General features: G+C 44.6%; 24 protein-coding genes and 2 pseudogenes. 3 read left to right on the forward strand and 23 right to left on the reverse strand.

Annotated features, from left to right (window positions below; all coding sequences use genetic code 11):
* Positions 1–37 precede the first annotated feature (37 nt).
* From AC50YO_RS03315 to metH, 11 genes are all read right to left on the reverse strand, one after another.
* Positions 38–1,606, reverse strand: coding sequence for a serine/threonine-protein kinase (locus AC50YO_RS03315; RefSeq protein WP_494843257.1), 1,569 nt, complete (start codon positions 1,604–1,606; stop codon positions 38–40).
* A gap of 164 nt (positions 1,607–1,770) precedes the next feature.
* Positions 1,771–2,502 carry a class I SAM-dependent methyltransferase gene (locus tag AC50YO_RS03320; protein ID WP_494843123.1) on the reverse strand — a complete coding sequence of 244 codons (732 nt, stop codon included), beginning with the start codon at positions 2,500–2,502 and terminating at the stop codon, positions 1,771–1,773.
* 144 nt (positions 2,503–2,646) lie between these two features.
* A complete protein-coding gene (locus tag AC50YO_RS03325) occupies positions 2,647–3,663 on the reverse strand; it encodes an SAM-dependent methyltransferase (protein WP_494843125.1) in 1,017 nt (338 codons plus the stop codon).
* Between the two features lie 27 nt (positions 3,664–3,690).
* Positions 3,691–4,023, reverse strand: coding sequence for a cyclic-phosphate processing receiver domain-containing protein (locus tag AC50YO_RS03330; protein WP_494843261.1), 333 nt, complete (start codon positions 4,021–4,023; stop codon positions 3,691–3,693).
* Entirely contained in the window at positions 4,023–4,856 is an 834-nt protein-coding gene (locus tag AC50YO_RS03335; protein ID WP_494843127.1) for a deoxyribonuclease IV, read from the reverse strand. Before AC50YO_RS03335 ends, AC50YO_RS03330 begins: the two co-directional genes overlap by 1 nt.
* Positions 4,857–4,859: 3 nt before the next feature.
* Positions 4,860–5,675 carry a bifunctional DNA-formamidopyrimidine glycosylase/DNA-(apurinic or apyrimidinic site) lyase gene (gene mutM, locus AC50YO_RS03340; protein WP_494843129.1) on the reverse strand — a complete coding sequence of 272 codons (816 nt, stop codon included), beginning with the start codon at positions 5,673–5,675 and terminating at the stop codon, positions 4,860–4,862.
* 38 nt (positions 5,676–5,713) lie between these two features.
* Positions 5,714–6,526: a TIGR01457 family HAD-type hydrolase gene (locus AC50YO_RS03345; RefSeq protein ID WP_494843131.1), complete on the reverse strand. Its 813-nt coding sequence runs from the start codon at positions 6,524–6,526 to the stop codon at positions 5,714–5,716.
* A complete protein-coding gene (locus tag AC50YO_RS03350) occupies positions 6,527–7,819 on the reverse strand; it encodes a ribonuclease H-like domain-containing protein (RefSeq protein ID WP_494843133.1) in 1,293 nt (430 codons plus the stop codon).
* Positions 7,816–10,101 (reverse strand): DEAD/DEAH box helicase, encoded by a 2,286-nt coding sequence (locus AC50YO_RS03355; RefSeq protein ID WP_494843135.1) that lies wholly within the window; start codon positions 10,099–10,101, stop codon positions 7,816–7,818. The genes AC50YO_RS03350 and AC50YO_RS03355 overlap by 4 nt, the downstream gene beginning before the upstream one ends.
* Before the next feature lie 193 nt (positions 10,102–10,294).
* Positions 10,295–11,242, reverse strand: a complete 948-nt coding sequence (gene rnz, locus AC50YO_RS03360) for a ribonuclease Z (protein WP_494843264.1) — start codon at positions 11,240–11,242, stop codon at positions 10,295–10,297.
* 112 nt (positions 11,243–11,354) lie between these two features.
* Complete coding sequence (gene metH, locus AC50YO_RS03365) at positions 11,355–14,777, reverse strand: methionine synthase (protein WP_494843137.1); 3,423 nt, start codon at positions 14,775–14,777, stop codon at positions 11,355–11,357.
* Between the two features lie 169 nt (positions 14,778–14,946).
* Between metH and AC50YO_RS03370 the strand changes: the two genes are divergently transcribed.
* Entirely contained in the window at positions 14,947–15,489 is a 543-nt protein-coding gene (locus AC50YO_RS03370) for a 1,2-dihydroxy-3-keto-5-methylthiopentene dioxygenase (RefSeq protein ID WP_494843139.1), read from the forward strand.
* A 75-nt stretch (positions 15,490–15,564) separates the two neighbouring features.
* Here AC50YO_RS03370 and AC50YO_RS03375 read toward each other — a convergent pair whose 3' ends face one another.
* The 5 genes and pseudogenes from AC50YO_RS03375 to AC50YO_RS03395 form a co-directional block, all read right to left on the reverse strand.
* Entirely contained in the window at positions 15,565–16,353 is a 789-nt protein-coding gene (locus AC50YO_RS03375; protein ID WP_494843141.1) for an HAD family hydrolase, read from the reverse strand.
* Between the two features lie 22 nt (positions 16,354–16,375).
* Positions 16,376–16,882 (reverse strand): hypothetical protein, encoded by a 507-nt coding sequence (locus AC50YO_RS03380; protein WP_494843143.1) that lies wholly within the window; start codon positions 16,880–16,882, stop codon positions 16,376–16,378.
* Positions 16,883–16,902: 20 nt separating this feature from the next.
* Positions 16,903–17,892: pseudogene (locus AC50YO_RS03385) on the reverse strand (aldo/keto reductase).
* Between the two features lie 54 nt (positions 17,893–17,946).
* Entirely contained in the window at positions 17,947–18,129 is a 183-nt protein-coding gene (locus AC50YO_RS03390; protein WP_494843145.1) for a DUF896 domain-containing protein, read from the reverse strand.
* Positions 18,130–18,402: 273 nt separating this feature from the next.
* Positions 18,403–18,768 carry a LysM peptidoglycan-binding domain-containing protein gene (locus tag AC50YO_RS03395; protein WP_494843147.1) on the reverse strand — a complete coding sequence of 122 codons (366 nt, stop codon included), beginning with the start codon at positions 18,766–18,768 and terminating at the stop codon, positions 18,403–18,405.
* Between the two features lie 156 nt (positions 18,769–18,924).
* Here AC50YO_RS03395 and lexA point away from each other — a divergent pair, with 156 nt between their 5' ends.
* Entirely contained in the window at positions 18,925–19,545 is a 621-nt protein-coding gene (gene lexA, locus AC50YO_RS03400; RefSeq protein ID WP_494843149.1) for a transcriptional repressor LexA, read from the forward strand.
* Between the two features lie 524 nt (positions 19,546–20,069).
* Entirely contained in the window at positions 20,070–21,695 is a 1,626-nt protein-coding gene (locus tag AC50YO_RS03405; protein ID WP_494843151.1) for a discoidin domain-containing protein, read from the forward strand.
* 152 nt (positions 21,696–21,847) lie between these two features.
* On the opposite strand, the gene AC50YO_RS03410 is transcribed toward AC50YO_RS03405, so the two are convergent.
* From AC50YO_RS03410 to AC50YO_RS03440, 7 genes and pseudogenes are all read right to left on the reverse strand, one after another.
* The gene (locus tag AC50YO_RS03410) at positions 21,848–22,249 is read right to left on the reverse strand and encodes a hypothetical protein (protein WP_494843153.1); all 402 of its coding nucleotides are present in this window, start codon (positions 22,247–22,249) and stop codon (positions 21,848–21,850) included.
* Between the two features lie 756 nt (positions 22,250–23,005).
* Positions 23,006–23,209 carry a hypothetical protein gene (locus AC50YO_RS03415; RefSeq protein WP_494843155.1) on the reverse strand — a complete coding sequence of 68 codons (204 nt, stop codon included), beginning with the start codon at positions 23,207–23,209 and terminating at the stop codon, positions 23,006–23,008.
* 14 nt (positions 23,210–23,223) lie between these two features.
* Complete coding sequence (locus AC50YO_RS03420) at positions 23,224–23,505, reverse strand: LexA family protein (protein WP_494843157.1); 282 nt, start codon at positions 23,503–23,505, stop codon at positions 23,224–23,226.
* Positions 23,506–23,588: 83 nt separating this feature from the next.
* Positions 23,589–23,813: a helix-turn-helix domain-containing protein gene (locus tag AC50YO_RS03425; protein WP_494843159.1), complete on the reverse strand. Its 225-nt coding sequence runs from the start codon at positions 23,811–23,813 to the stop codon at positions 23,589–23,591.
* Positions 23,814–24,385: 572 nt separating this feature from the next.
* Complete coding sequence (locus tag AC50YO_RS03430) at positions 24,386–24,988, reverse strand: hypothetical protein (RefSeq protein WP_494843161.1); 603 nt, start codon at positions 24,986–24,988, stop codon at positions 24,386–24,388.
* A gap of 6 nt (positions 24,989–24,994) precedes the next feature.
* On the reverse strand, positions 24,995–25,888 hold the full coding sequence (locus tag AC50YO_RS03435) for a DUF4747 family protein (protein WP_494843163.1): 894 nt from the start codon (positions 25,886–25,888) through the stop codon (positions 24,995–24,997).
* 188 nt (positions 25,889–26,076) lie between these two features.
* Positions 26,077–26,370, reverse strand: a pseudogene (locus AC50YO_RS03440) (N-acetylmuramoyl-L-alanine amidase); the annotation flags it as partial.

Here is a 26,370-nt window from a genome sequence, read left to right on the forward strand (position 1 = left end):
GATTGTCGATTTAACCCGTATTATTGTACCATAAGTTTCACTGCTTTGTATTCCTTTCTCGCTCAACCCACTCCACAACAGGATGGAATGCAGACAAAAGCATTCTGCACAACCGCTTGTCATCGGTCGCCCATTTTCCAGCCCATAACAAATGCAGCCATTCTTCAGTGGCAAGCTGCGGTATTGCAGCAATCGGGCGTTCAGGAAGCAGGCTCAGCCATTCCGCCCGCCCCTTGAACTTCACATCCTTGTTCACAGCCCACCGAAGACTCCCTCCATTTTCCTGAAGCTCTTGCGACAAGCTCAATAAGGCCGACAGACGCTCCTGCTGCCATTTGGATGGATAAGCATCTGCCACTACTAAGACGAGATTCGACTGTTTAAGCCATCTCCTTATAAACTCATCTTCTGTATGGCTGGATAGGTCCACCAGCTTGACCTGTGCTGGATGATTCGCCAGACAACCCCTCAGCTCATTCATCAGGGCCATCCCATCAGTTTTAATAGGATATCTTAATGCATGCCAGAGCACGCGGTATTGATGCCAAGTGATATAAGGCTCTTCTCTTATGGTCAATCCATTATTTGCTCTCAACAGCGTATGCCACTCTGGTCTGCTGGTACACAATTCAGCAGCTTCAACCGTAATTCCCTGCATAGCCAAGATTCTTGCGAGTGTAATTGTTACAAAGGTTGCCCCTGCCCCAGACGACAATGGAAAAACGGTTAGCATAAGGGCACTCGAAGGAGAGCCTAAACTTAGGCTGCTCGAATGTTGATGAGGATAGAGGCTAGCCGTGCTCAGCTCCAGCAAGCCTCGAAGCTCCCTTTCTACTATGTCTATGGAAGCTTGACGATGCTCTGGTCTTGCTTGCAGCATTCTAATTATAATCGGCTTGAATGCGGTGGGCACATCCCTTTGCATTCGCTTCAATGATGGATCAGGCGGATTGCCAAAGCCCGTATAGAAGCTTCCGCCGCTTAATAAATAATACATTAGGGCTCCGAGGCCGAAAATATCGGTTCGAGGCTCACTCTGCCTTGCATCCATTCCTTGTTCCGGTGCAGCGAAACCAGGCGTGCCAAGCAGAACCGTGTCTTGTTCCGATCCCCATTTGTAATGTCTTGCAATACCGAGATCTATCAGCCGCACATGTCCGTTGTCCTCTAGCATAACATTGGAGGGTTTAATATCACGATGTATGATTTGGGGCAATTGGCGATGCAAATAAGATAAGGCTGCACATAATTGAAGAGCAATGCCCAATACTTGCTGGAACGGCATGAAGCAATCAAGCTTTTTATACCGAGCGCCCAAAGACTCCCCATGGATGAAATCCATAACGAGAGCATCGAAACCTTCCATACAAAAATAATCAATAATAAGGGGAAGATTGGCATGCTGGAGTCTCATGAGCATTCTGGCTTCCTCCGTTGCTGCCCCGCCCATAGGCTTGGGATTCAGTGCTGAAGTTAACTTGATTGCACGAAGCTTCCCCTGCAGCCTCATATCCTCCGCAGCAAAGACCATCCCCATTCCACCACTCCCAAGCTTGCCTATAATCCGATATCGTCCGCCTAATAGAGCGCCTTCCTTTATCCTCATCACCTCGAACTACGCAAAAAATCCCGGCCTGATAGACGAATAGTATTCGCCTTCATGCCGGGATGCTTTCCCGTAACCTTATTTCCTTCTAGCCTATCATATAATGATATTAGCTTCAACTATACGGTTACGAAAAGGCTGGAATTAAGCCCTCCTGATTTGATTTAATTTTTTACAGCAGCAATCATCAAGAAAATCGGACGCCGGAGCTCATCTTGCATATCCACATTGCTAGCAAGCATTTCTTGGGATGGCTGGGGCTCCGATAGCTTCACGATACGAAAACCCGACTCAATTAAACCATTAATATGGGTAGCTACGGTGCGATGGTATTTAACAACATCATTATCTAGAAACCGTGCTTGTCGTGAACCTTCACTGTAATAATGGTCCACTGGCCAATGTAATTTCTCGCCATGCGGACCGTAATGCCAATCTTGCTCGGCACGCGCAGTGAAGACTGGATGCTCAACCGACATTACGAACATGCCTCCAGACACCAGACTACTATGAACCTTTTGGCAAATAACATCGAATTGCTCGACATAATGAAGTGCCAGTGAGCTTATAACGACATCGAATTCCTCCGAATAGTCAATATCCTCGATTGGAAGACGAACGTATTCGATCATGGAGTCATCCGTCATTGCTCTGGCACGATCCAGCATATTCTCTGATAGATCTACTCCAACCACTGAACGGGCTTGCTGCTCACGAGCATAACGACAATGCCAGCCAAAGCCGCAGCCTAGATCAAGCACCCTCTTATCCTGTAGATTTGGAAGCATTGCACGCAATTCTTGCCATTCTCCAGCAGCATCAAGTCCTCCTGTTGAGCGAGGCATCAGACTGTAATTCGCAAAAAATCCAGCATCATCATATTTGTTCTGTTTCATATTAACCGAAGCCTCCACATTCATTATTCAAGTTTCCGCAGCCATGAGTAATTAACGGAACACAGCTCCGAAAGATTTATTTAATCGTACATTCAGCACCGAAACAAAAAAATCAGGTCAAGAATACACCTGATCCGGATTTTTTTATTTCTTATGAAGAAATAACGTAATCTCTTCTCTGTTATGGAAAAGCTGTTTGGCTCCGCCAATATTAAATGATGTTGATAGTCTCTCGGTGACTTCACGGATCGTTTGCATCGGTTTGCGATGCATCAGCTTGACCGTAATGATAGCAGATGCCTGCGGAGCGAGGGCTGCCTCTAGATCAAGAACCAGTCGGCACATTTGCATCGGACTCCAGCTCATATCACAGACGAGAAGATCGAAGCTGCCTTGCTGAAGCTTAACATCTGCCGCATTGCGCTTCAGGTAAGTTAAGGAAGGATGTCCAATTAAGGATGGATGCATCTCCCCAGGATCAACCGCTGTCACGCGCAAGCCCCGCTCCAGCAGCAAGGAGGTCCACCCGCCAGGTGCGGCTCCAATGTCGAGTGCGCTGCGAAAGGTGGAATAATCAAGTCCAAATTCGCGCTCTGCCTCTAGAAGCTTAAATTTCGCACGCGAAATTTGCCCTTCCTCACGCTGAAATCTGACGGCCCCACCTGGCCAATCAGACAGCATGTCGAGTGGGTTCCCGAAGCCTATGTACAATTCATTAACTCCGGCATAGATCGCAATGATACGGTCAGGCTGCTGCACAACCGGCTCCGCATCTAGCTCTTCAAGCACGGCATCCAATAAAGATTTCGTGTCAGAAGCAGAGTAAATATAAGGCGTCTTAGATACTTTACGCAGATGAATCGATACTCGTCTGCCTTCGAACAACAGCTTTGCACGGCGAACCGTCTCGGACAGCTCCTCCAAATCCTCTGCAGTACCTTTTATTGCAATGATTCGATCCACTGGCTGCATATGCCGCAGAAACACCGGAGGATTCTGGCGCACCGTTCTCGCCGTATCTTCTGCTGACAGCGGACTTTCAAACATAAATACTTCCCCTGCAGCTAGCTGGGTTACTTTAATTCCGGCGATTAATCGCCTAAGTTCCTCTATAGCATACGGAGAGTACCCTTGATTTGTCGTTCCAATCCATGTACTCAATTCCTAACCTCCAGTTGCTATATTCAATTACAATGAAGCAATTGCATCCAATAAAGACGCTGGCATTGGGCCGTTCACCAGCTTGATATTCATAGGTGCATGAGAACACAACAGATGGTACATCTGTATCCTGCCCTCTGCACTCGAAGTATGCAAAAACGTTTGCTCGGGATAACGTCCTGTCTCAACAATATGACGAACGACCTCATAGCCAGTAGGCTCACCCCAGCCCAAGTCATAATCAAGCGATAAGATTCCAATGGCTTCAGAATCAATTAACAGCTTACATTCTTCCGCATTTCGCGCGAGAACGAAACCTTTGGGGCATGGCCGATAATCATCCAAATAAACATGAATCATCAATGCTTCCCCCATTCGCGCATGAGTTCCAGTTGCTCTTTATAACTGCCGTCTTCATCTGGCGGCGTTTCCAATACGAACGGTACCTGACGCAATTCTGGGAGTGACATGAACCACTGTAACCCTTCTAATCCAATATGTCCATGTCCAAGAGACGCATGACGGTCTCTGCGAGCACCAGAAGGGAACTTAGAATCATTGAAATGCACCACTTCCACAGCTTGCAGAATACTAAGCTCAATTGCCTTTTTTGCCCATGCTGCATTTGTATCCCCTGCCCATAGACCACTAGCGAACATATGGCAAGTATCCAAGCAAAACGCCAATTTCTCCGGATTCGCACAGAGCTTGCGTATTTGTGCAAGCTCTTCCAGCGTCGTCCCCATAAACGCATGCTCACCCGATTGAATTTCAATTAACAGCTTGGCTTCCCCGCTCCATATGGCGGTTACCTCATCCAGACAACGTATGATAGATTGGTAGCCCAGAAGCATGTCAGTTCCTTTATATATGCCAAAATGGACCACTACCCCTACTGAACCGCAAGCTTCAGCAATAGTCAGATCATTAATCAGAGATGCTGCAATTCGATGCCTAGCTTCATCTGTATCAACCGCCAAATTAGTCGGGTACGGTGTATGTGCAACAGACACCATTCCGTTCTCCCTACATAAAGCTGCGCATTTGGATGCATCTCGATGATCGAGTGATTTGAGGGTCAAGCTCCTTGGATTCTTCGGGAAATATTGATAGGCCAGCAAGCCCTCTGAATAAGCAGTTCTAGCTGCAGCGGCAAAACCGTTCCTAATGCTTAAATGCCTGCCTATTCGCATTCGTTACATATCCTTCTGACAAGCAGGGCAGAAAAATGCTTTCCGCGAAGATACCTCAATCTGTTCAATGGGAGTACCGCAGCGATGGCAAGGCTCCCCTGCACGATCATAGACTTGGCAATGATCATTAAAGCCGCCAGTCAACGTATCTGTAATCGTTAATGGCATTTCCATATAGCCCCCGCGTGCAGTTGCCTCTCGAAGAACACTTTGCATCGCCACATATAGACGTTCCCATGAAGCGTCTGTAATAGCTGGAATCTTGGCATCTGGACGAATCGAAGCAGCGAACGCAATCTCGTCTGCATAGCAATTCCCAATACCAGCAATTACCTGTTGATCAACTAGAGCCGTTTTGATTGCACTGCGTTTTTTGGCAAACAGCGCTTTGAATCGCTCCCATGTTAATCTTTTGTCGAACGGGTCCGGACCTAGGCTGCTCAGCTTCTGATCAACCTCCTTAACGGACATCAAATGCAGGAAACCGAGCCGCAGCCCGATAAAATATAAATTACCGCTCGCGAAGCGAATCGTCACTTGCACCGTACGATCAGGACGTTCCTCATCGCTGCCCCAAAAAATAGTGCCGCCCAGCATCAAATGAAGCAGCAAGCGCTTGCCGTTATCCAAATGAAATAATAAATGCTTGCCTCGGCGCTCCACGAACCAGACTGTCCGTCCAACAAGCGCTTTGCTCCATTCCTCTACGCTCACATTGATTGACTGCTCGCGTGTTACTTCGGTACCAATGATTTGTGCTCCTGCTATACGCTCTGTCAGCATCGTTCGATAGGTTTCCATTTCCGGTAATTCCGGCATTGTGGCTCGCTTCCTTCCTATACATTCATCACTCTTGGTTATAGCTTTGCATGTTCTGAAATATAAATCCGCAATTCATCTAAATTATTGCATATGATGTCTGGTTTGCATCCCGCAAGCTCTGCATAATGATCGTAATTCTCCTCAGTTGTCAGGCCAGTCAGCACCAGCAAGGTACCGCAGCCCGATGCCTTCCCTGCCGCAATATCCGTTGCCAGATTATCCCCAATAACCCAAGTGTCACTTGCCGGCAGCCCTAGCTGACCAAGTGCATAGTCCATTAGAATTGGAGAAGGCTTGCCAATGAGAACAGGCTCTTTACCGCCAGCGGCCTTCAACAAGGCGCCAATTGATCCTGCACCGGGAAATAAGCCTCCCTCTCCAGGAAGCAGGAGATCCGGATTTGTCAGTACAAACTCAGCACCGCTATGAATATGCCGTACAGCTTGTGTCAACCGGTTATAGCTCAAATCTCGATCTATTCCCTGAAGCACGAAATCAGGGGTATCCTCCGTAATTTGAAGGCCCGCCTCTTGAACGGCCTTATGAAGCCCTGACTCTCCCACAATAAATACGGAAGCGCCGGGCTTCTTGCTCGCGATGTATCCTGCAGCTGCTTGAGCGGATGTGCATACATCACATTGATCAGCCGGAATCCCCATCTTGTTCAGCCTTTGTGCAACATCTTGGGGGGACGCAGATGAATTATTCGTAACGAATCGATACGGAAGCTTCAGCTCCCGCAATTGCTGCAATAAGCGGTCTGCCCCTTCAATTGGCTCTGACCCATGATAGAGTGTGCCATCCAAGTCGAGAAGCAATCCCATCATTTGAGGTAATCGTTCTGTCATCTAACCAAGCTTCCTTCCTGACTTGCGTTGCAGCCGTTCTTTCCTCTTGCGAATGCTATCAATTTCGGCTCGGCGCTTGGCATCACGCCGCCCAAGCAAGGAGTGGCCTATCGCCTGCTCCAACGCTTCTGCCGCATATAATAAAGCTGAATCATAATCCTTCAGCTTATGTTCATAATACATCGCTAGTTCAATATATGCTGGTGTTGCAGCTGTGCCAAATTTTGTCGAATGAAGTACAGTCTTCTGCCACAATAACACAGCTCGCTCCCAATTTCCAGCCTTCTTATCCCTTGAAGCAAGTAACATTAAAGTTCCTCCAGTTACTTGCTCACAGGAAGCCGCAAGAGCGAATAAACGTTCGGCTGACGCAGAATCCCCCATTTTTTCCAGCCATAGCCCGGTTCTTACCAACTCTTCCGTTTCTGAAGGAAACGGCAGTGTCGCATATGGACCTATATCGCCTTTTAACAAGTGTCCGAATCGTATCGCCAAGCATGCCAAAGATAACATATCGATTTCGTTGTGACGAAAAACGCCCTCTAGCGGTTCCGGCTCTCCACTCGCCAAATAATGAAAATAAAGCTGCGGCGCCAATGAGCCTGGCACATCATCTATTCGTTCAATGCCAAGGCGTTCCTCCTCTACATGGCTCAAGCGACAGGAGGTAAGGGTATTGCGCCATATACTGCGTGAAGGATGAAGAAAGTCCAGATGTAGCGGCTCCCATATACGGCTTCCATAGCCGTTGAGAATAAAGCGATTCTGCATAAGGGGCCAATCAAATGTGCGTCCATTATAGGTAACCAAGTAACGGTATTGCCGCAGCTTATGGTCCAAATGGGCTAGCATGGCGCGTTCCTCAGCTGGATGACGAATCAATGCCTGCTCCACTGTAAATACGCCATCTCTCCAAAAAGCAAGCCCAACCATAAATGGAACATTGCCCGCCCCGACTCCCAGTCCCGTCGTCTCCAGATCAAGGAACAGCAGCTCCTCCGGCTGAAGCGGCTGATGGTGAAAAGCCGCTAAGCCTGCGGCTGCGGCTTCCAGCTCTTGCAAGCGATGAATGCCATGACGGTAATCTGGTGGATACTGCACCTCGCGGAGCAGGAAGGTTCCTACTTCATTGCGCTTAAGCTGCACGCCGAGCTTAGTCCAGCCTTCAGACAAACGTTCTTCTTCCTCCAGTTCAGCCTGCTTCTCTTCCTCTGCTTGGGCTGACACTGCTTCTATTGCATGCTCTGATTTGCTGCCGCGCAGCCGATTCATTCTATCCCTTAATCCGCTCATCGGTCACCTCCCGCTTCTTCAAGTAGCTGCAGTGCCTGCTGCTTTCCGAGCAGACCTACCTCTTCAATGGGACCTACGCAGGCAGGACAACCGCTTAGACAGCTACAGCTTCGAATCAAAGACTGCGCCTGTCTAAGCAGCTCATCATGGACCTCGAACAAGCGCTCGCTTAGCCCAACCCCGCCGGGGTAACGATCATAGAAGTAGATTGTCGGACGCTGTGTATGGACCGCCTTCACCTGTGGAACAACCCGAATATCGAACGGATCACACATCAGGTACAGCGGAGCGATATGTACAAGCACATTAGCGATGCCAAGCAGCGCGTATTGCATCTCATTCTTGCTCTTGCGGGCTGCCGCCTCCTCACTAAAGGAGAACCAGTAGCCGCTTGTATGCAGCTCCTCCTCCGGGAGATGAATCGGCCCTGAACCGATATTTTCATGCGTGCGCAGCCTGATTTTTTTGAAGATCGTAGGCTTCGCATTCACCGTCACTTCACCGTATTGGCGCTCCAGATCCCCGGAGAATTTCTCCTTATCGACATGCAGAACCTTCAGCTCTACCGCAAGATTGGCATCCGTGTAATAATCGACATTCACCTCGCGTACATAGGCTTTTTTCTCCGGATAGTCGAGCTTCTCTACTTGGTATTGAACACCCTCATGGATGTAGATAGCCTCTTCATGAATAAGTGTAGGGGCGCCGAATCGATCTACTTCCCCAAGTACGCGGCTGCCATTAGACATATCAATTATGATAAAATTCTCCTGCGCCGCCGAACGAAGCGATATATTATGAGCCGGAAAAGACTGCTCCATCCAGAACCAGCGATTGCCTGCCTTGTGAAGCACCTTTTCCTCGACTAGAAATTCCATCATGTCTTCCAAAGATTCTGAACCAAACTTCTCTCCTGCTTCGAATGGCAGCTCATATGCTGCGCATTTCACATGATCAATCAGCACCAGCAAATTGTCGGGATGGATCAATGCTCTCTCAGCCGGGCGATTAAAAAAGAAATCCGGATTCTGAATCATATATTGATCAAGCGGATTGCTGCTGGCAACGAGAAACGTAACCGAGCTTTCTTGCCGTCTCCCCGCACGTCCGGACTGCTGCCATGTACTTGCTACTGTACCTGGGTAGCCATTCAGCACGCATGCTTGAAGCTGCCCAATATCAATGCCCAGCTCAAGTGCATTCGTGCTGACAACGCCGCGTATCTCCCCGCTGCGCAGTCCTCGCTCTATCTCACGGCGAAGCTTCGGCAAATAGCCACCGCGATAGCCACGGATCGTCTTAGCATCCAGCTTGTCTTTAATTAATTCCTGCAAGTAGGTAAGCAGTAATTCTACGCGAACACGGCTGCGAGCAAATACAATCGTCTGGATTCCCTGCTTCAGAAGCAGGCCCGCAAGCTTTCTTGTCTCCAGCACACTGCTTCTTCGAATGCCAAGCTGGCGATTAACGACTGGGGGATTGTAAAATACAAAATGCTTTTCTCCCATAGGCGCACCATTATTATCCACTAGCGTAACAGGCTCGCCAATTAATCTCTCCGCATGCTCTCCCGGATTATCAATAGTAGCAGAAGCGCAGATGAACTGAGGCTCTGAACCATAGAAACGGCAAATTCGCTTCAAGCGCCGAATCACATTCGCAACATGGCTGCCAAAAATACCGCGATATGCATGCACTTCGTCTATGACGATATATTTAATATTCTCAAATAGCTTAACCCATTTGGTATGATGTGGAAGTATAGCGGAATGCAGCATATCTGGATTCGTCACAACAATATGCCCCGCATTACGGACAACCTGTCTCACTGTAGGCGGCGTGTCTCCGTCATAGGTATTGCTCTTTAATCCGACATCCATAATTTCCGCAATCGCTTGCAGCTCTGCCACCTGATCCTGGGCTAACGCCTTGGTCGGAAACAAATATAATGCTCTGCCTTCTTCATTCTCCAGCAGCGACTGCAGCACCGGCAAATTATAGCATAGCGTCTTCCCCGATGCTGTTGGCGTAACCGCAACGACATGGTTGCCTGCACGCACAGCCCGATATGCCGCCTCTTGATGCGTATAGACCTCCTCAATTCCCTTAGAACGCAAGGCATCCCTTAGCTTCGGATGCAGGTCCTCAGGTAGAGGCGCAGTCTGTGCAGGGCGAGGCGGTACAGTACGCCAATGCGTTACATTGTCCATAAGTTCTTTGTCGAGCTTTATATGCTGCAGCCACTCCTCCAAACCAGAGGCTTTCCCCGTCCAGCGATTCATGACCGTTCATCTCCCTGCTTTCATTTACGTTGTTTTTACTGCTCTAATTGTACAAGAATACATGTTCGCCCGGCAATTTTATTTTTTCCCATTGTATTTGTCTCGGCTGATACGAAATACAAAAGGAGCCATATAGGCTCCTTTTGTATTTAAATGACGACTTCTAGGGTGCTGGACTGCAGCAATCCTATATTCATTTCGGACCATCATCGCCGGCCCTCGGTCTAGGTATATGAAGATGGAACAGATCATAGGCAGCATTCGAATTCTCGAATATCGCCCTAGCCTCTTGCTCAAGTGCCGGGAGATCATCATGTGTAAACCTCGTACTGAAATGGGTCATAATCAATCTTTTCGCCCCAGCTGTCTTAGCTGTCGCCGCTGCTTCTGTTGTCGTAGAATGACCGTACAACTGTGCCTTCTCTTCTTGTCCAGCCGCAAAGGTCGCTTCATGAACGAGCACATCCGCATCCTTCGCCAGCGTAATAGCGTTGCTGCAAGCCCGAGTGTCACCCGCGACGGCAATAATACGGCCTTGCAGCGGAACGCCTGCCACATCAGCCGCCCGAACTAACGTCCCATCTGAGAGAGTAACATCCTGTCCCTTTTTCAGCATGCCATACAAGGGCCCCTTAGGGACGCCAAGCTGCTCCAGCAGCATCGTGTTAAGTTTGCCAGGACGCTCACGCTCCGTTACCCGATAGCCATAGCATGGCACTCGATGATCCATCAGCATGGCTTCTACGACGAAGCGATCATCCTCAAAAATAACGCCTTCCGATATTTCCGTATACGTAATCTCGTAATCAAGATGTGTAGAGCTCAACCGCAGCATGGTATCGATCATTTCTTCTATGCCCGCGGGTCCAAAAACTTGCAGAGGACCATTGCCCCCTACATAAGAGCGTGTGCTAAGCAAGCCTGGAATGCCATAAGTGTGATCGCCATGCAAATGGGTGACGAACAGCACTTCCAATTTATTAAGCTTAAGCGGCGTGTGCATAAGCTGCTGCTGTGTTCCTTCCCCCGCGTCAAACATCCACAGAGCGCAATCAGGCTCCGGCAATCGAAGCGCGATTGAAGAGACGTTGCGCTCTTTCATCGGACGGCCTGCACCTGTTCCAAGAAACCACATTTCCATCATATTTCCGCCTTCCGGGTCATATAACCGCAAAATAGGATGAAAGCCCCCGCTAACGATAGATTCTTGTGAAATCATCCGTTGCGGAGGCTTTAAGCTGCTTATTGCAAAATTATCTTTCTACTTTCTCCACGTTGAAGTATTGCGCTTCTGGATGCGCAAATACCATCGCTGATACGGAAGCTTCTGGCTCCATCATGCAGCCCTCTGTCAATTCCACACCAATATCCTCTGGCTTCATCAGATCGAATAATGGCTCTTGATCCTCCAGATTCGGGCAAGCCGGATAACCGAAGGACACACGGATACCCTGATAACGGGCACCAAGCCGCTGCTTCATTGTCATCGTGCTCGGATCAGGATAGCCCCACACGTCACGCATCATATGATGGACACGTTCGGCAAGACCTTCTGCTAATTCAAGCGCTACTGACTGCAGGGCATGGGACCGTAAATAGTCACCACGATCTTTCCACTCATTTGCCAAATCTCTTACCCCATGCCCTGCCGTTACAACAAGGAATCCAACATAATCCATAACGCCGCTCTCAACAGACTTCAAGAAGTCTGATAAGCACAGATACGGCTCTACCTGTTGGCGCGGGAAGGAGAAGCGCTTCAGTTCCTTCGACGGATCTTCTGGATCATACACAATTATATCATTGCCTGAAGACTGCGCTGGGAAGAACCGATACATGCCATTCGCACGCAATATGCCATCTGCACTACCTTCCTGCAAAATACCGTCTACCGTTTCCTTCAACTGAACAGCTTTTTCATTGCCTTCTTTGAGCAAATTATCAATATTGCCCTTCAGACCAAGATGATGACCAAGCAGCATCTGCATATTCACATAAGGAACAATGTGGGCAAGCGGCACATCGCGCAAGACATGGCGATCCAGATCCGGCGGAATATAGACAGGTCCATCCGTTGAAATCTTCGAGCGCTCAATCCTAGTCAATTGTGGCTGCGGTTTCTTCTCTGCTTCTTCTTCCCCGCCCGATGCCTTGTAAGCAGCCATCTCTTCTTCCATCCGATTGCGATGTTCTTTGTCCATCAGCTTATTTGCCAGATCCAGACCATCCATCGCATCCTTGGCGTATAAGACCAATCCATCATATTCTGGACCGATTCGATTTTTCGTGAATTTACGGGTTAAGGCTGCTCCACCTACCATGATCGGGGTATCAATGCCGGCATTGCGCATATCCTGCGCCGTCAGCACCATCTGCTGTGCAGATTTAACGAGCAAGCCCGATAAGCCAACGGCATCGACCTTTTCATTCCGGCAAGCTTCGATAATTTTCTCAGGCGGCACTTTGATGCCAAGATTAATAATCTTAAATCCATTATTGGATAAAATAATTTCGACCAGGTTTTTGCCGATATCATGCACATCGCCTTTAACGGTCGCAAGAATAATTTTACCTTTAACAGAAGTCTCGTCTTTCTCCATGAAATCTTCCAAGTAAGCAACTGACGCCTTCATAACCTCAGCGCTCTGCAGTACCTCTGCCACGATCAGCTCGTTGCCATTGAATAATCGACCGACTTCCTCCATACCGCGCATGAGTGGCCCATTAATGACCTCCAGCGCTGTATATTTGGCTAGAGCAAGATCCAGATCCGGCAAGAGGCCTTCTTTCGTTCCCTCTACAATGTAAGAGGCAAGGCGTTCTTCAAGAGTAAGATTGGAAATTTTCTCTTTCTTGACAACCTTCTTCTCCCGGAAAGCAGCTACGAAAGCTGCCAATGTCTCGTCATTCGTATTATAAATGAGCTCTTCAGCAAGTTTGCGCTCTTCTTCAGGAATAGAAGCATACCTCTCCAGCTTTTCCGTATTTACGATCGCATAATCAAGACCAGCTTTCGTACAATGGTAAAGGTAGACAGAGTTCAATACTTCACGACCTGCATCCGGCAGACCAAAGGAAATGTTACTTAGCCCAAGAATCGTCTTCGCCTTAGGGAATTTCTCTTTGATCATCTTAATGCCTTCGATCGTCTCTACAGCAGAACCGATATATTGCGGATCGCCTGAACCAACCGGGAACATATTCGGATCAAAAATAATGTCTTCTGGATTCATGCCATACTTATCTACAAGCAAATGATAAGAGCGCTCGGCTACTTCGAGCTTCGCCTCTCTAGATACAGCTTGGCCGCGCTCATCAATCAATATCATAACGACCGCTGCTCCGTAGCGATGAATGAGCGGTAGAATTTGCTCGAACTTAGACTCGCCATCCTCCAGATTGATCGAGTTGATAATCGCCTTGCCTTGCGAATATTTCAGACCCAGCTCAATAATATGATCGTAGGTGGAATCGAGCATGAGCGGCACTTTAATTTTCTTAACAACCTGCGGCAAAAACTCACGCACGGCATATGCTTCATCAATATCCGTATCTTGAAGATTGATATCGATGACATGTGCTCCGCCTTTTACTTGCGCTCTAGCAATTTCGGACGCTTCATCGAATTTGCCTTCTTTAATCAACCGTTTAAATTTGCGGGAACCCGAAATATTCGTCCGTTCCCCTATCATAATCGGACGATTCTCCGGCTCGATATATACGGTCTCGATACCAGAGACAGCTGGTGGATGCTCGCCATATTTCGAACGAGGCGGGTATTGTGCCATCGTATCTGCTAATGCGCGAATATGAGCGGGCGTCGTGCCACAGCAGCCGCCAGCAATATTGAGCCAGCCTTGCTCGGCAAAGGCCGACATTTTTTTGGCCAACGATTCCGGAGACTCGTGATAATGACCATTCTCATCGGGAAGTCCCGCATTCGGATAACAAGAAATTGCTGAGTCAGCAATCTCACTTAAAGAACGGATATGGTCGCGCATAAACTCTGGGCCTGTCGCACAGTTTAACCCTATAGAAATCGGCTTCAGATGCTCCAAAGAGATATAGAATGATTCGATATTCTGACCTGCAAGGGTCGTGCCCATCGGTTCGATTGTTCCGGATATCATGAGAGGCAGCTCAAATCCGAGCTTCTCATAAGCATTGCGTATGCCGAGGCTTCCTGCCTTAACATTCAGCGTATCCTGTGATGTCTCCAGAAGAATCGCGTCAACCCCTGCTTCCATCAATGCAACCGTCTGTTCATAGTAGCTCTCGACAAGCTCTTCGAAGGTTACGCCGCCAGTAACAGATAAGGTCTTAGTCGTGGGGCCAAGCGCCCCTGCTACGAACCTTGGATGTTCCGGTGTAGAATATTTATCTGCTGCTTCGCGAGCGATTTTAGCTGCCGCCAAGTTAATTTCTCTTGCTTTCTCAGGTATATCATATTCAGCAAGGACCACGCTCGTAGCACCGAACGTATTGGTTTCCAATATATCTGCCCCTGCTTCCAAATATTTCTCATGAATGTCGCGGATAACGTCAGGACGTGTCAGAACGAGCATTTCATTACAGCCATCGAGCTCTTCGCCGCCAAAATCATCAGCTACGAGATCGGCTTGCTGGATCATCGTCCCCATCGCTCCATCAAGTATGAGTATCCTTTGTTGCAGCATTTCTTGTAAGGTCAGTCTAGACAATTATGTGCACCCTTCCTCCGAAAATCATTAACAAATAGTGTAACAGAATCCCAGCTAAGTGAAAAGGAGATCCATCGACAATTGTTGACTTTTGCTATATAATTAATTATATCATTTAATTTCTATGGGAAAAGAGGGAATGTTCATGGCTGAAATTCGAATTCGCAATACTGAACAAAGAATTACGGGCGAAGAGAACGTCCGGGCATTTTTGGAAAGCCAAGAGGTCTTATATGAGCATTGGAATGCTGACAAACTTCCTGCGCATCTGCACAATAAATTTATTCTTTCTGATGAGGAAAAATCCGAAATTCTATCTGCATTTGATGTAGAGATTCGCGATCTGGCAGAGCGCCGCGGTTATAAAACTTGGGACATAATCGCGCTGTCTGATTCGACTCCCAACCTGGATGAATTGCTCAAAAAATTCGAGCAGGTGCATACTCATACAGAAGATGAGGTTCGTGCCATTACTGCGGGTAAAGGTATATTCATTATAAAAGGAAATGAGGAAGTTGGTTACTTCGATGTTGAGCTAGAAGCTGGCGACGTCATTTCTGTTCCCGAGACCATTCCTCACTTCTTCACATTGATGGATAACCGCCAGATTGTTGCCGTTCGCCTCTTCATTGAGACAGAAGGCTGGATCGCACAACCATATGATGATCCTGCATTCAACAAAGCCTAAGTCAAACGAATAGCAAGGAAAGCCCCTCCTCCATCTCTCGATGAAAGTGAGGGGCTTTTTTTGCATGAATTTTCGTTAAGCTTCAAGCAGCTTCAGCAGCTCTTCTAAGTGAGCGATTTCGTGAGTTGGAATGATATCATCATTTCTTACCATATTCTCACGGTTAATCCATACAGATGTCATGCCGATTGTGTTCGCACCCAGAATGTCTGTCGTCAGCTTATCCCCTACCATAATGCCATGTTCAGGCTCCACACCAAGGAGTTCAAGCGCATGATGGAAAATGGCAGCAGCCGGCTTTCCTTGTCCGAATTGCCCAGAAATAATAATGTGATCGAAGTAAGGTGCCAGCTCAGGCACCCCAGTCAGCTTCTCCTGTTGCAGATCAGGAGAGCCATTTGTCAGAAGCAAAAGCTTATACTTGCCTTTCAAAGCATCAAGCACTCGGAATGTTTCCTCATACACGATCGGACGGGCACGACGCTCCGCAGGGAACTGCTCAGCAAGCCTAGCACCGAGCTCAGCATCATCTACACCGAGTGAACGAAGACCATTCGTCCAAGCCGCTTGGCGATAGCCTGGCGCCAACTGCTCCAGTTTGCGGAATTCCTCCTGCTCGCCTTCACGGAAGTTCGCCCACAAGCCCTCGAATGGATTGATTCCAATCAACTTGGTGAAAGCAAAAGTATCATAAGATTCATATAGCGCTCTAGCTTCGCGACGAACAGCCTCCTCTAATTGCAAAGGATCTACCCCCGCAGCATCTGCACCTGCTTGACAGGTTACATCAAAGGCTTCCTGTACACTGCGCGCATCCCACAACAGCGTATCATCCAGATCAAATAGAACCGCTTGTTTAGCCATTATTCTCTCTCTCCCACTTTATCTATTTTTGCACTACAGGCAGATTATGTACCTTTGCAAATTCTTGAAGTCGAGCTCCGATTTCATCAGTAGGATATCGGTGCATCACTTTCGAGAATACCCAGTTCGAGCCTTTGTCCTGCTCGATCATGACATAGCCCTTTTGAAGCGTAATTCCTTTTATTGAAGCGACATACAATTTTTTATCCCCGGTGAATTTACGTGTCTGCACGTAGTCTTTGCCTACAGCAAGATAAGGCCGACGGAAATAGAAAGTAGCCGCAAGGAAAATATAAGCAGCAACGGTAACCCAGAACATCGTCGTAATTTCGAATGCAGGATTACCAATTGAAAGGAATGCATATGCCCCTATGAACAGCAAAAGCAGAATTGGCCCAATGAAGCTTCTTCCTTTGTAGCGATCGACTTTCTCAGCGGTTGCTGTAATACTGCTAACTCCCTGTTTTTTTCTTTGTTTATTAATTTTGTTCGAATTCTTGCGCACCTGGCGCTCCCATGTACGTGACAATGAACTTCCTCCTCTTAGGTTTAGAACGTCCTTCTGAACTTTGTAATAAATCGGTTAGGATAATCGTCAGGCAAAGCGCTTATCGCATCCAGCTTGTCCCATGCTTCCTGTGGCATCGTCCAACCGATCGCACCCATATTGTCTTCATACTGCTCCAACGTGCTTGCACCAAAGATTGGCGATGTAATCCCATCGCGTGCCAGCAGCCAATTCAATGCAACCTACGCTGGGGTTTTATCAAGAAGCGCTGCCACTTCACGAACCGTATCAAGGACCATAAAATTATGTTCATTGGCTCGGTTAGTCCATGTGCTCTCACCGCTTTGCGCGCTAGCTAATCTCCCCTCGGTCGGCTGTATGCGTTCATATCGACCAGTAAGAAAACCGCTGCCAAGCGGTGCCCAAGGAATGATCCCTACCTTTTCCTCCAAGCACAGCGACAGCATCTCCAAATCCATTTGCCTGCTCACCAGACTGTACTGCGGTTGAATCGAGACGAAACGTACATACCGATTCGCGTCGCTCCATGCGAGTGACTTCATTAGCTGCCAGGCTAGAAAGTTCGAGCAGCCAATATAGCGAACCTTGCCAGAGGATACAAGATCATCGAGGGTGCGGAGCGTCTCTTCGATCGGTGTCGCATGATCCCAGACATGAACCTGATACAGATCGATATAATCTGTCTGCAGACGTCTCAGACTCGCTTCAATTCCATCCATTATATGCTTGCGTGATAGACCGACACCATTCACATCCGGTCCAGTCTTCATTCTCACCTTGGTTGCCAGAACGACCTCTGAACGACGATTCTTAATCGCTTTACCGACAATTTCCTCAGAACGACCATCCACGTATACATCAGCCGTATCGAGAAAATTGCCACCTCGCTCCATAAAGCGATTGATCATTTCAATCGAATGTTCCTCACTTGTCGTATTCCCGAATGTCATCGTTCCAAGACTCAGCTCAGATACCGCGAGTCCGCTTCTACCCAGCAATCGGTATCGCATGGATCTTTGTTCTCCTTCTGCTTCTATTTCTATATGAATTATAGCAAGAAGCGCTTATTTCTTTTCTTCTTCATCCTCAACCCATTTAATTGTATCTAGTTGTTGACGGAAGTTTCCTCTGAAATTAGCCATGTATTGCTCCCTAAGAGCAGCACGTTCAACAATTTCTTCCTCCGTTAACCCCACCGTTTTATTTTTTCGCGACAATTCATTAATTCGCGCAATAATTTTCTCCATAACAAGCTCACCTTTCTTGCTGTGTCTTTAATGTAATAAAATCCTCTCCCTACTTTTACATTTCACACATTCAATTGTCAAGGCAATGACCTAATAATAGGGAGGAATTCACGCTATTTTCACATGGCTGGCTTGATTAATGATTTCATTCGTAGTTTCTGCATACGTTCCCTATACAAGTACGATTACATAAAAAAAGGGTGGTCAGGATTAGTCCCAACCACCACAATACTCAATCTATATCTATATGCAACTCACTGTTCCCGTCCCCAATCAAGGAATGATTAATTCTTGTCCCGGCATTAAGGTAACTGATGTCAATTGATTGCGCTCTTTAATCTCGAAGACCGTCTTGCGAATATCCTTCGTGTTATCCGTATAACGACCTGCAATATCCCATAGCGTATCACCAGATAGGACAATAACAACCTCTTCGCCTGCCTCAGGATTCATAGTATGGACAGATGCCATACCCTTCATGATTAAAAAGCTTGTAAAAAGCAGCACAAACACAATAATGCACACGATCAGCTTTGCTAAATGCTGTTGTAACTTGAACCAACCAGAATGCAGCCTATTGCCTACTGGCACAGTCGCTTCCTTATGAATAGATTTATAAAATGCAGGATTCATCATCATTATCATCGCCCCAAACGTTTGTTCTGTTTTGAGAATAACACGAACAAACGTTTGCAGTCAATAAGCAATGCGAACTTTTGTTTTCAGAACTTATGTTTGTACGAACTCGGGTTCTATGTTATAATTTTCTACAAATCTATTAATGGAGTGATTTCATTGTCGAAGATTTCTAACCGCCAACAGGCGATTCTTGCATTTATAAAGAATGAAGTCCGGGAGAAAGGATACCCGCCTTCCGTTAGGGAAATCGGCGAAGCAGTCGGTCTCGCTTCAAGCTCAACCGTTCATGGTCATCTCGATCGTCTAGAGAAGAAGGGGCTCATTCGTCGTGACCCTACTAAACCACGTGCTATTGAGATCTTGGACCAAGAAGGCGTCGATGGCATTATCCATCCTTCAGTATCACATGTACCTATCGTCGGCAAGGTCACTGCCGGTGTCCCTATAACGGCAACTGAGAATATCGAAGAATATTTCCCGCTCTCCTCGCATTTTGTAGGAGATGACGATGTGTTCATTCTTAATGTTATTGGTGAGAGCATGATTGAGGCTGGTATACATAATGGCGATTATGTCATCGTACGCCAACAGCAGACAGCCAATAACGGCGACATTGTCGTGGCTATGACTGAAGAAGACGAAGCAACGGTAAAGACATTTTACCGTGAGAAAGACCACATTCGCCTACAGCCTGAGAATTCCACTATGGAGCCGATACGCTTGCAAAATGTCACGATTCTCGGAAAAGTTGTTGGATTGTTTAGAGACTTCCACTAAGTTATGAAGTGAAAGAGGCTATTGTCACACCTTCGATTATCATCGAAATATGACAATAGCCTCTTTTTATGGAATATAAGCTATAATAAGTATAATCAAGCCAAAGGAGTGATTGTTTATGAGATATAGAGCCGGAAAAGCTTCAATTATCTGCCCCTGTTGCCAGAACGATACCTTCGACAAAGATTATCGCCAACTAAACTCAAGAGGAGCAACTTTCTTTGGAATGGACTGGGCTAATCGAAATGCTGCAATACTCGTTTGCCGAAATTGCTCTTATATTGCATGGTTTATGAGAGAGCCAGAATTAGAGAAATAATGGTGCCCCACCCTATCTCCTTCCCCTAACTTCGTTATTCACCCGAAATGAGAACGCCAAATGTTGAATGGCAAATTAATACCGCGTTTAAGATCACTAGCACTAGAAATGCTAATTCATAATGCAGCGACATTTAGGTATTTATTTTTTGTGTAAAATAATAACAAACCTATATGATCATATTACTGTATTGGAGTGAGTAAATGTGGAAAATATATTTAATAACCCTTCTTACAATTATTTGGATTGCAGAAAAATACAAATATTCAACTACTTATATGAGCAGAAAATTGATATGAAACATCTTTATTATGACGCTTGGGAATCACACTTCGACGTATTTAATCAAATCATCCTAAATAGAAGACGTAAATGGTCATACTATTCCAAAGTAGGAAGTAGCAGCAATCTCTTTGGTATAAACCATGTAGTAATTCCATTTAATGATTTTAATAGCATAGAAAATGAACTCTCTCAATTAATAAATCTAGGATTTACAATTTTCATTTGGGTCGACAATCAATTTGTTACACACAGAAAGCTTGATTCAGCTTTGAATCACTCTTTCGTTATTACGGCTATGGATAAAAGCAACTTTACAATTAACGATCTTCCTTTTAAAGATGGCCTCCAGTATACGATTCCACAAATAAGAGATGCATGCAACCACGCTTTTCTGAAAAATATCACATATATTGACTTAAATCATTATTCTATCACTGAAAATGCTGTGAAGTTCATTGAAGGAGAATTCAAAGACCTGATTCAAACTTTAAAGAGTGAGGACAGCTCTATCCTATATAATTATTTAAGTAGCCTGATATCTCACGGGGATGATATAACTGAAGAGCTCCATGATTTATTACCTTATATTGATGATGCGTTATCTATTATAGCGGGATCGAGATATTTAACTGCCTGCTATTTACAAACCTTAGACGAAAGTTTAGGACAATATGCCGATATATGTTTTCATTACGTAAAAAAAATAGAATTATTAAAGTTAACGTTAATGAAAAGCAACATGACCAAAAAAATTAAACATCATAAAGTCATAAATCTATGTACGAAATTGAATCTAATGGAGCAAAATTTAGTTACAATACTTAAAAAAGCTGCCCTAGGTGAACTAAAACAACTTCATTCCTTTATCCATCCTTCTGAGTTATCTGCCCCTCCTCAACTAAAACATATTGCCTCTAGCAATACTAGTATAAAAGTAAGTTGGGAAGAGCCCGCAGACCTGTGGGTTCAATCTTATGATGTTTACCTCGATGGAATATACATAGATACCACCCATTATACCAACTATACTTTAACTAAATTATCTCCAGATTCACATTATGAAATTAGTGTAAAGACTAGAGATTATTTCAATAATATCAGTGAACAAAATACGTCTATTTCATTAAAAACTAATAAGAATATCGACTCGGATAATCTTGCCCTGTATAAACCTGTTTTTTCTTCTTCCGATGAAAATGAAATTTTTAGTTCTGATCATGTAGTAGATGGTACTAGTGATAGTCGGTGGAGCAGTCTACCTGGAATTGATCCTCAATGGCTTTATATTGACTTGGGTAAAGAAACAAGCTTCAATCGCATTATTCTCGAATGGGAATCAGCGCATGCACAAACTTATCATATCGAAGTTTCAAATGATGCTTTAGACTGGACTATTATTTATACGAATCAAAATTGTAAAGGGAATACTGAAATACTGAACTTCAACCATCAAGAATCAAGATACGTAAGAATGTCTGGATTAACACGCTCGACTGAATTTGGCTATTCATTGTGGAATTTCAAAGTGTTAAATGTTAAACAATAAACCCAGCATGCCGTTTTTTAAAACGATAAAGTCCTTGTCACTGACCTGTGACAAGGACTTTATCGTTTTCTGTATTGGGACAAGAACAAATCTCTTTATAAAAAATATCTCACTATGCCACTAGCTTATCTTTCTGGAACCTAATCATTACACTAAATAGATACGTAAATGGAAGTGGGGCCAGCCAAAAAGGTATTCGTTGTACCCCATGCAAGCTGATTACCGCTTGAATCAACCGCTCTAATTTCTATTTTGTAAGCGTTACTCGTCTCCATTCCGACATTTCTGTTTTGAGAACCGACCACTGAAACACCCTGATTCCCCCACTCTACTAGGCTGCCGTTTTTGTAAATGAAAAACTCATAGGAAGTTGCACCAGGAACAGTTCTCCAAGAAACATTAGCGAAGAAATAAGACGCAACAGAAACCGACTCAGAATTAACAGCACTTGCGGATGCTGGTGCAGTAGTTGGAGTGCTGTCTTGAGCAAAAGCTGGAACAGCGGCAGTAATTAAGAGAGCAGTTGTAAGTACGGATGCGAACATTTTTTTCATTGTCTGGTACACTTCCTTTTCATTTTTTAATCTGAAGTCTCTTCATAAAAGAACCTTCTAACAACTTTATATTACCATTTATAACAAAAAATGATATAGTACTTAATTACTAATTTATGGATATTTTAGGAATTTGAAGTGGTCTATGAATATAGGATCCACCCATAAATGTGCGGCCCAAAAGTGCAGAAGTTATTAAGATAAAGGCCTCTCTTATTGTTTATATAGAGAGATGCGAACGGCAAACGAACTAATAGAGTGTGTTGGAATAATTCAGAAGACCTCTTTGGAAATAAAAAAAGTCGCCCGTAACAACTGGACGACTTTCTCTTCAATATCTCGTTCGATAATATCATATCACATCAAAGCAGTGGGGCTCTCTAATGACTTGTTTGCGACATTCGTCCTATGGCCACCGTCGGCACCCTCTCATCACATTGCCCACAAAAAGAAAAACCCTCAATGCTAACAGCATCGAGGGTTTCTACGATTAGTAAAGCGTCAAATATTGATCTCTCTCCCATTGGTGAACTTGCGTCTTATTTAAGTTCCCGGATTAGCAACAAGAGGTAATGAGCCGCAATACCGCATATTATATAGAAGGAATAGAAAAGCAAACCGCATTAAAAAGTAACGACTAGCAACATTCGGGGGCATTTCGGGGGCGTTTTCGGGGGCACTCTACTAATCAATCAGGATTAAAATAAAGAGCCACGGGGATGCTTTCCCTCGCGGCTCTTTAACATTAAACCATAATTATCCATTAAGTGTCAATTTAAAATCAACCAATTCTACATCTACAATCCCATCTACATTAAATATCCTCACAGCCTTTGCCTTAAAACAGTATGCTTTAAACTTGTTTCCCTTAACAGATAGCACTCTAATATTTCGTATTGATACATTACGTTTACGATCCACGTAGATGAGCTGCACGATTTTATCAATGTAAGCTTCCATCGTCCCCAGCTCCCTTACATTATATAGTCATTCAATTTATCTTTTTCGAGCTGCAGCAGCTTAGCATGCTTATCCTTAACAAATTGGGGATAAAAAATTCTTAGCGAACGTACCTCCCCCTCTTCCCAAGTGACAATATTCATTTCCCTTAATCTCTTTAGATGTGTATGGATGGCAGATCTAGAAGCTATCTTTGTCAGTTTGCATAGATCCGTAATTGCAGGTGACCGCCCATGCTTTTCTGTGTAATCAAGGATTGCCATTGCAACATCTAAATTTCTGATTGTTAGCTTCAAAACTGATCGCCTCCGTATTCATTATCTAGGATTATTATATAAGAACAAATGTTCGCTATCAAGATATAAAATAAGCTCCAGCATTATGTGCCAGAGCCTTCTTTTCTGTATTCGATTAGTTTGTTGATGTCCTCAATTTCAAGCACCCTCATGATTATGTCCAAGTTCTCCCGTGACCACGCTTTAGATTTATTCTTGGCCATATCATCTATAGTGTTCCATCGTATGCCAGTAGCTTCACTTAATTGGCGAGCATTCCAGCGTTTCTCCTCCATTATCTCCTGTAACTTCAAATATAACATCCCCATCACCTCGATATCATTATAGAACAACAGCCGTTATTATTCAACATATATAGTTATATTTATGAACTATATTCGTTGACATTCAACTATTTTCGTTGTATAATAATAATGTAAGGAGGTGAGATAAGCAAATGAAGAATAAGAGAAAGAAGCGTAAAGACGAAAGAGCATTAGACATCATGCTAGTGACGGCAATCATCAGCATGATAAGCTCAATCATCACCCTCATCACCTCACTAAGGTAATCAACACCAGGAAGGGAGCCGCAAGGCTCCTAACCTACCGGGGATGAAATTTAAGGGACGCTTCTTCTTTCTCATCATAACACAAAGGGGCTGTATATATGAAGGTACCAGGGAAACTATTGGCCGCTTGTATAATCAGTGTTGGCGCCCTCGCAATCGCTATTACAGCGCTAATAATCACACTGGTTAGATAATTGCTAATAGCCGCTAGAGAAGTTCTCGCAGCTAACTGGCGGCTATCCATTACACTTGATTTGGTTAGTCTAATTCTGACTATAAAAAAAAAGCCCACCGACCAATAGGCCAGTGGGCTTTAAATTTACAATTTTCTTATGGACTTGGCGGTTGTGGAGGTACGGGTGGATTAGGAGCTTTATAGGTTACGTAATAGTATAACGTCTTCATATTCCTAATGGATATAAACATAGAATGAATCGTTATCATGAGTAGGAACCCAGCTAATATCCACGACCATAAGGGGATATTAGGTGTAAGGTTTGGTGGTACAAGCGACCCAACATAAAACAAAATTATCCCGAATAAAACTACAACAAGTTGAATTATTACCGCCCAAGTAAAAAAAGAAATTAACACTTCATAAATCGACATTTTAGGATTAGTGGTGCTAGTGATATTCCGCAACCTATTTGTAGGTTCGGCTGCTGTTGATATAATCGTGATGCTGGCAATGTTAAACCCTGCTAATATCGAAATTGCAGCTATTAATTGACCACTTAGTTCCTTATATTTATTAATCAATACAGAAAATTCTTTTACCTGCATTGAAGTAAGAACTAATAAGCCAATTGATAAAAATAACGGAATCAATAAGTCGACAATTAGTTCGGAGCGTGAAGAATTCTTCAAATAATTTCTAAAGGTTATCCATGGAAAGTTATTTGCCTTAATGAATTTTTTAATGCTCCCGAACATAAATTATCAACTCCTAAGACTTATTCTATCATTAGCGATTTGTTTTAACACCGTCTCAACAGATGAAAGCATTGGTTGGTTATTTGTATCTACTGCAACTTTCTGTGTATACTTTTCTTGAGACTCATCTAATTTTATTGTTTTTTCAGCTCCTGCTAATTTTCCTCGAACAACAATTTTTGTTACCCCCTCTTTGTCTTTGTATTTTTGTATAAGTGGTATTACACCCAGCATTCCTGATCGCTGATACTTTGCCCCAAACTCAAGTTTAACATCAGTTGCATGAATTTCCTCAGCATCATTTTGCAAAGCTCTGACTGCTGGATTCTCATCTGCAATAACTTCAGTTCTTGTGACTTCAATCTCCAATTTATGAACAGTATTCAACTGTCTAATACTTTCAAAAAATGAATCATTGACCAATGTACATATTTGTATATATGTAAGATTGTTTGCTTCAATAATTTGTTTACCCAATATATCAAAATATTCGTCAGCCTTAGCTCTGTTCAAGCGGATGTTTCCTTGTAAAAGAAGAAGTCCATCAGACTTTTTAATTAAAAAATATGTCTCTTCACTTTCACCTTCTCGTACTTGTTTAGGATTGGGTCTCCGAGCCAAGTTATCTGCATGAACTAATTCACCAGTAGTACCATAAACAGCAGAACTAAACCTACCAAAGATATAATGTTGATCATACTCTAAATGATCAAGATACATTAACCATGAATCACGATATTTTCTCGTTTTAACAGCTGGATTTAAAGAATAGATATGCTGAAGAATCTGTTCAAAAATATCTCCATCCCATTTTATTGCATCTACGGGAGCACGATGAGCATTATCTAGATAATGCAAATCAATTTGATACGCATAGAAATTCTTCTTTTTCGTTGCCATTATTAGTACCCCATTCCTATAATCAGTTTTTTTCGACAAAATATAGTTCTATATTCCCTGATTATGGAATGACTTACAATAGGAACTTACATTCCCGAGAACATATGTTCCTATTTTTTATTATACCACACTCCCCATTTTTAACAATATGTTCTAATGAATTCATATAGTTAACTTTAATGTTTTTATCAAAATTGAACGGGCTGTCCACTCGCCTTCCGTAGCTCGTTAGCCAATCGGTTAGCTTCCTTCATACCTGCAGCATCGCCTTTCTTCTTTGCCGCTGCCCACTCCCCGTTAAGGTAAGCAGCAATGATCTTGTTAGCATCCTCTGGCTTCATTTTGTATCCCTCCATTTTATCAGCTACTGCCGCCTTAAACTCCACCCATCTAGTCCACTTGCCACCGTCATACATTAGCCGCGGGCATATCTTGCCTGACCAGTCATAGTGACGGCGTAACCGATCTACGCCCCATCTGCG

Source organism: Paenibacillus sp. J22P59 (assembly GCF_059383895.1).

Excerpts from the sequence above, each read along its gene's own strand:
- AC50YO_RS03415 (WP_494843155.1), bottom strand. The coding sequence starts at position 23,209 with ATGGAAGCTTACATTGATAAAATCGTGCAGCTCATCTACGTGGATCGT.
- mutM (WP_494843129.1), bottom strand. The coding sequence starts at position 5,675 with ATGCCGGAATTACCGGAAATGGAAACCTATCGAACGATGCTGACAGAG.
- AC50YO_RS03395 (WP_494843147.1), bottom strand. The coding sequence starts at position 18,768 with ATGATGATGAATCCTGCATTTTATAAATCTATTCATAAGGAAGCGACT.
- AC50YO_RS03330 (WP_494843261.1), bottom strand. The coding sequence starts at position 4,023 with ATGATTCATGTTTATTTGGATGATTATCGGCCATGCCCCAAAGGTTTC.
- AC50YO_RS03370 (WP_494843139.1), top strand. The coding sequence starts at position 14,947 with ATGGCTGAAATTCGAATTCGCAATACTGAACAAAGAATTACGGGCGAA.
- metH (WP_494843137.1), bottom strand. The coding sequence starts at position 14,777 with ATGCTGCAACAAAGGATACTCATACTTGATGGAGCGATGGGGACGATG.
- AC50YO_RS03435 (WP_494843163.1), bottom strand. The coding sequence starts at position 25,888 with ATGGCAACGAAAAAGAAGAATTTCTATGCGTATCAAATTGATTTGCAT.
- AC50YO_RS03425 (WP_494843159.1), bottom strand. The coding sequence starts at position 23,813 with ATGGGGATGTTATATTTGAAGTTACAGGAGATAATGGAGGAGAAACGC.
- AC50YO_RS03390 (WP_494843145.1), bottom strand. The coding sequence starts at position 18,129 with ATGGAGAAAATTATTGCGCGAATTAATGAATTGTCGCGAAAAAATAAA.
- rnz (WP_494843264.1), bottom strand. The coding sequence starts at position 11,242 with ATGGAAATGTGGTTTCTTGGAACAGGTGCAGGCCGTCCGATGAAAGAG.
- AC50YO_RS03410 (WP_494843153.1), bottom strand. The coding sequence starts at position 22,249 with ATGAAAAAAATGTTCGCATCCGTACTTACAACTGCTCTCTTAATTACT.
- AC50YO_RS03430 (WP_494843161.1), bottom strand. The coding sequence starts at position 24,988 with ATGTTCGGGAGCATTAAAAAATTCATTAAGGCAAATAACTTTCCATGG.
- AC50YO_RS03315 (WP_494843257.1), bottom strand. The coding sequence starts at position 1,606 with ATGAGGATAAAGGAAGGCGCTCTATTAGGCGGACGATATCGGATTATA.
- AC50YO_RS03320 (WP_494843123.1), bottom strand. The coding sequence starts at position 2,502 with ATGAAACAGAACAAATATGATGATGCTGGATTTTTTGCGAATTACAGT.
- AC50YO_RS03335 (WP_494843127.1), bottom strand. The coding sequence starts at position 4,856 with ATGCGAATAGGCAGGCATTTAAGCATTAGGAACGGTTTTGCCGCTGCA.
- AC50YO_RS03350 (WP_494843133.1), bottom strand. The coding sequence starts at position 7,819 with ATGAGCGGATTAAGGGATAGAATGAATCGGCTGCGCGGCAGCAAATCA.
- AC50YO_RS03355 (WP_494843135.1), bottom strand. The coding sequence starts at position 10,101 with ATGAATCGCTGGACGGGGAAAGCCTCTGGTTTGGAGGAGTGGCTGCAG.
- AC50YO_RS03375 (WP_494843141.1), bottom strand. The coding sequence starts at position 16,353 with ATGGCTAAACAAGCGGTTCTATTTGATCTGGATGATACGCTGTTGTGG.
- AC50YO_RS03345 (WP_494843131.1), bottom strand. The coding sequence starts at position 6,526 with ATGACAGAACGATTACCTCAAATGATGGGATTGCTTCTCGACTTGGAT.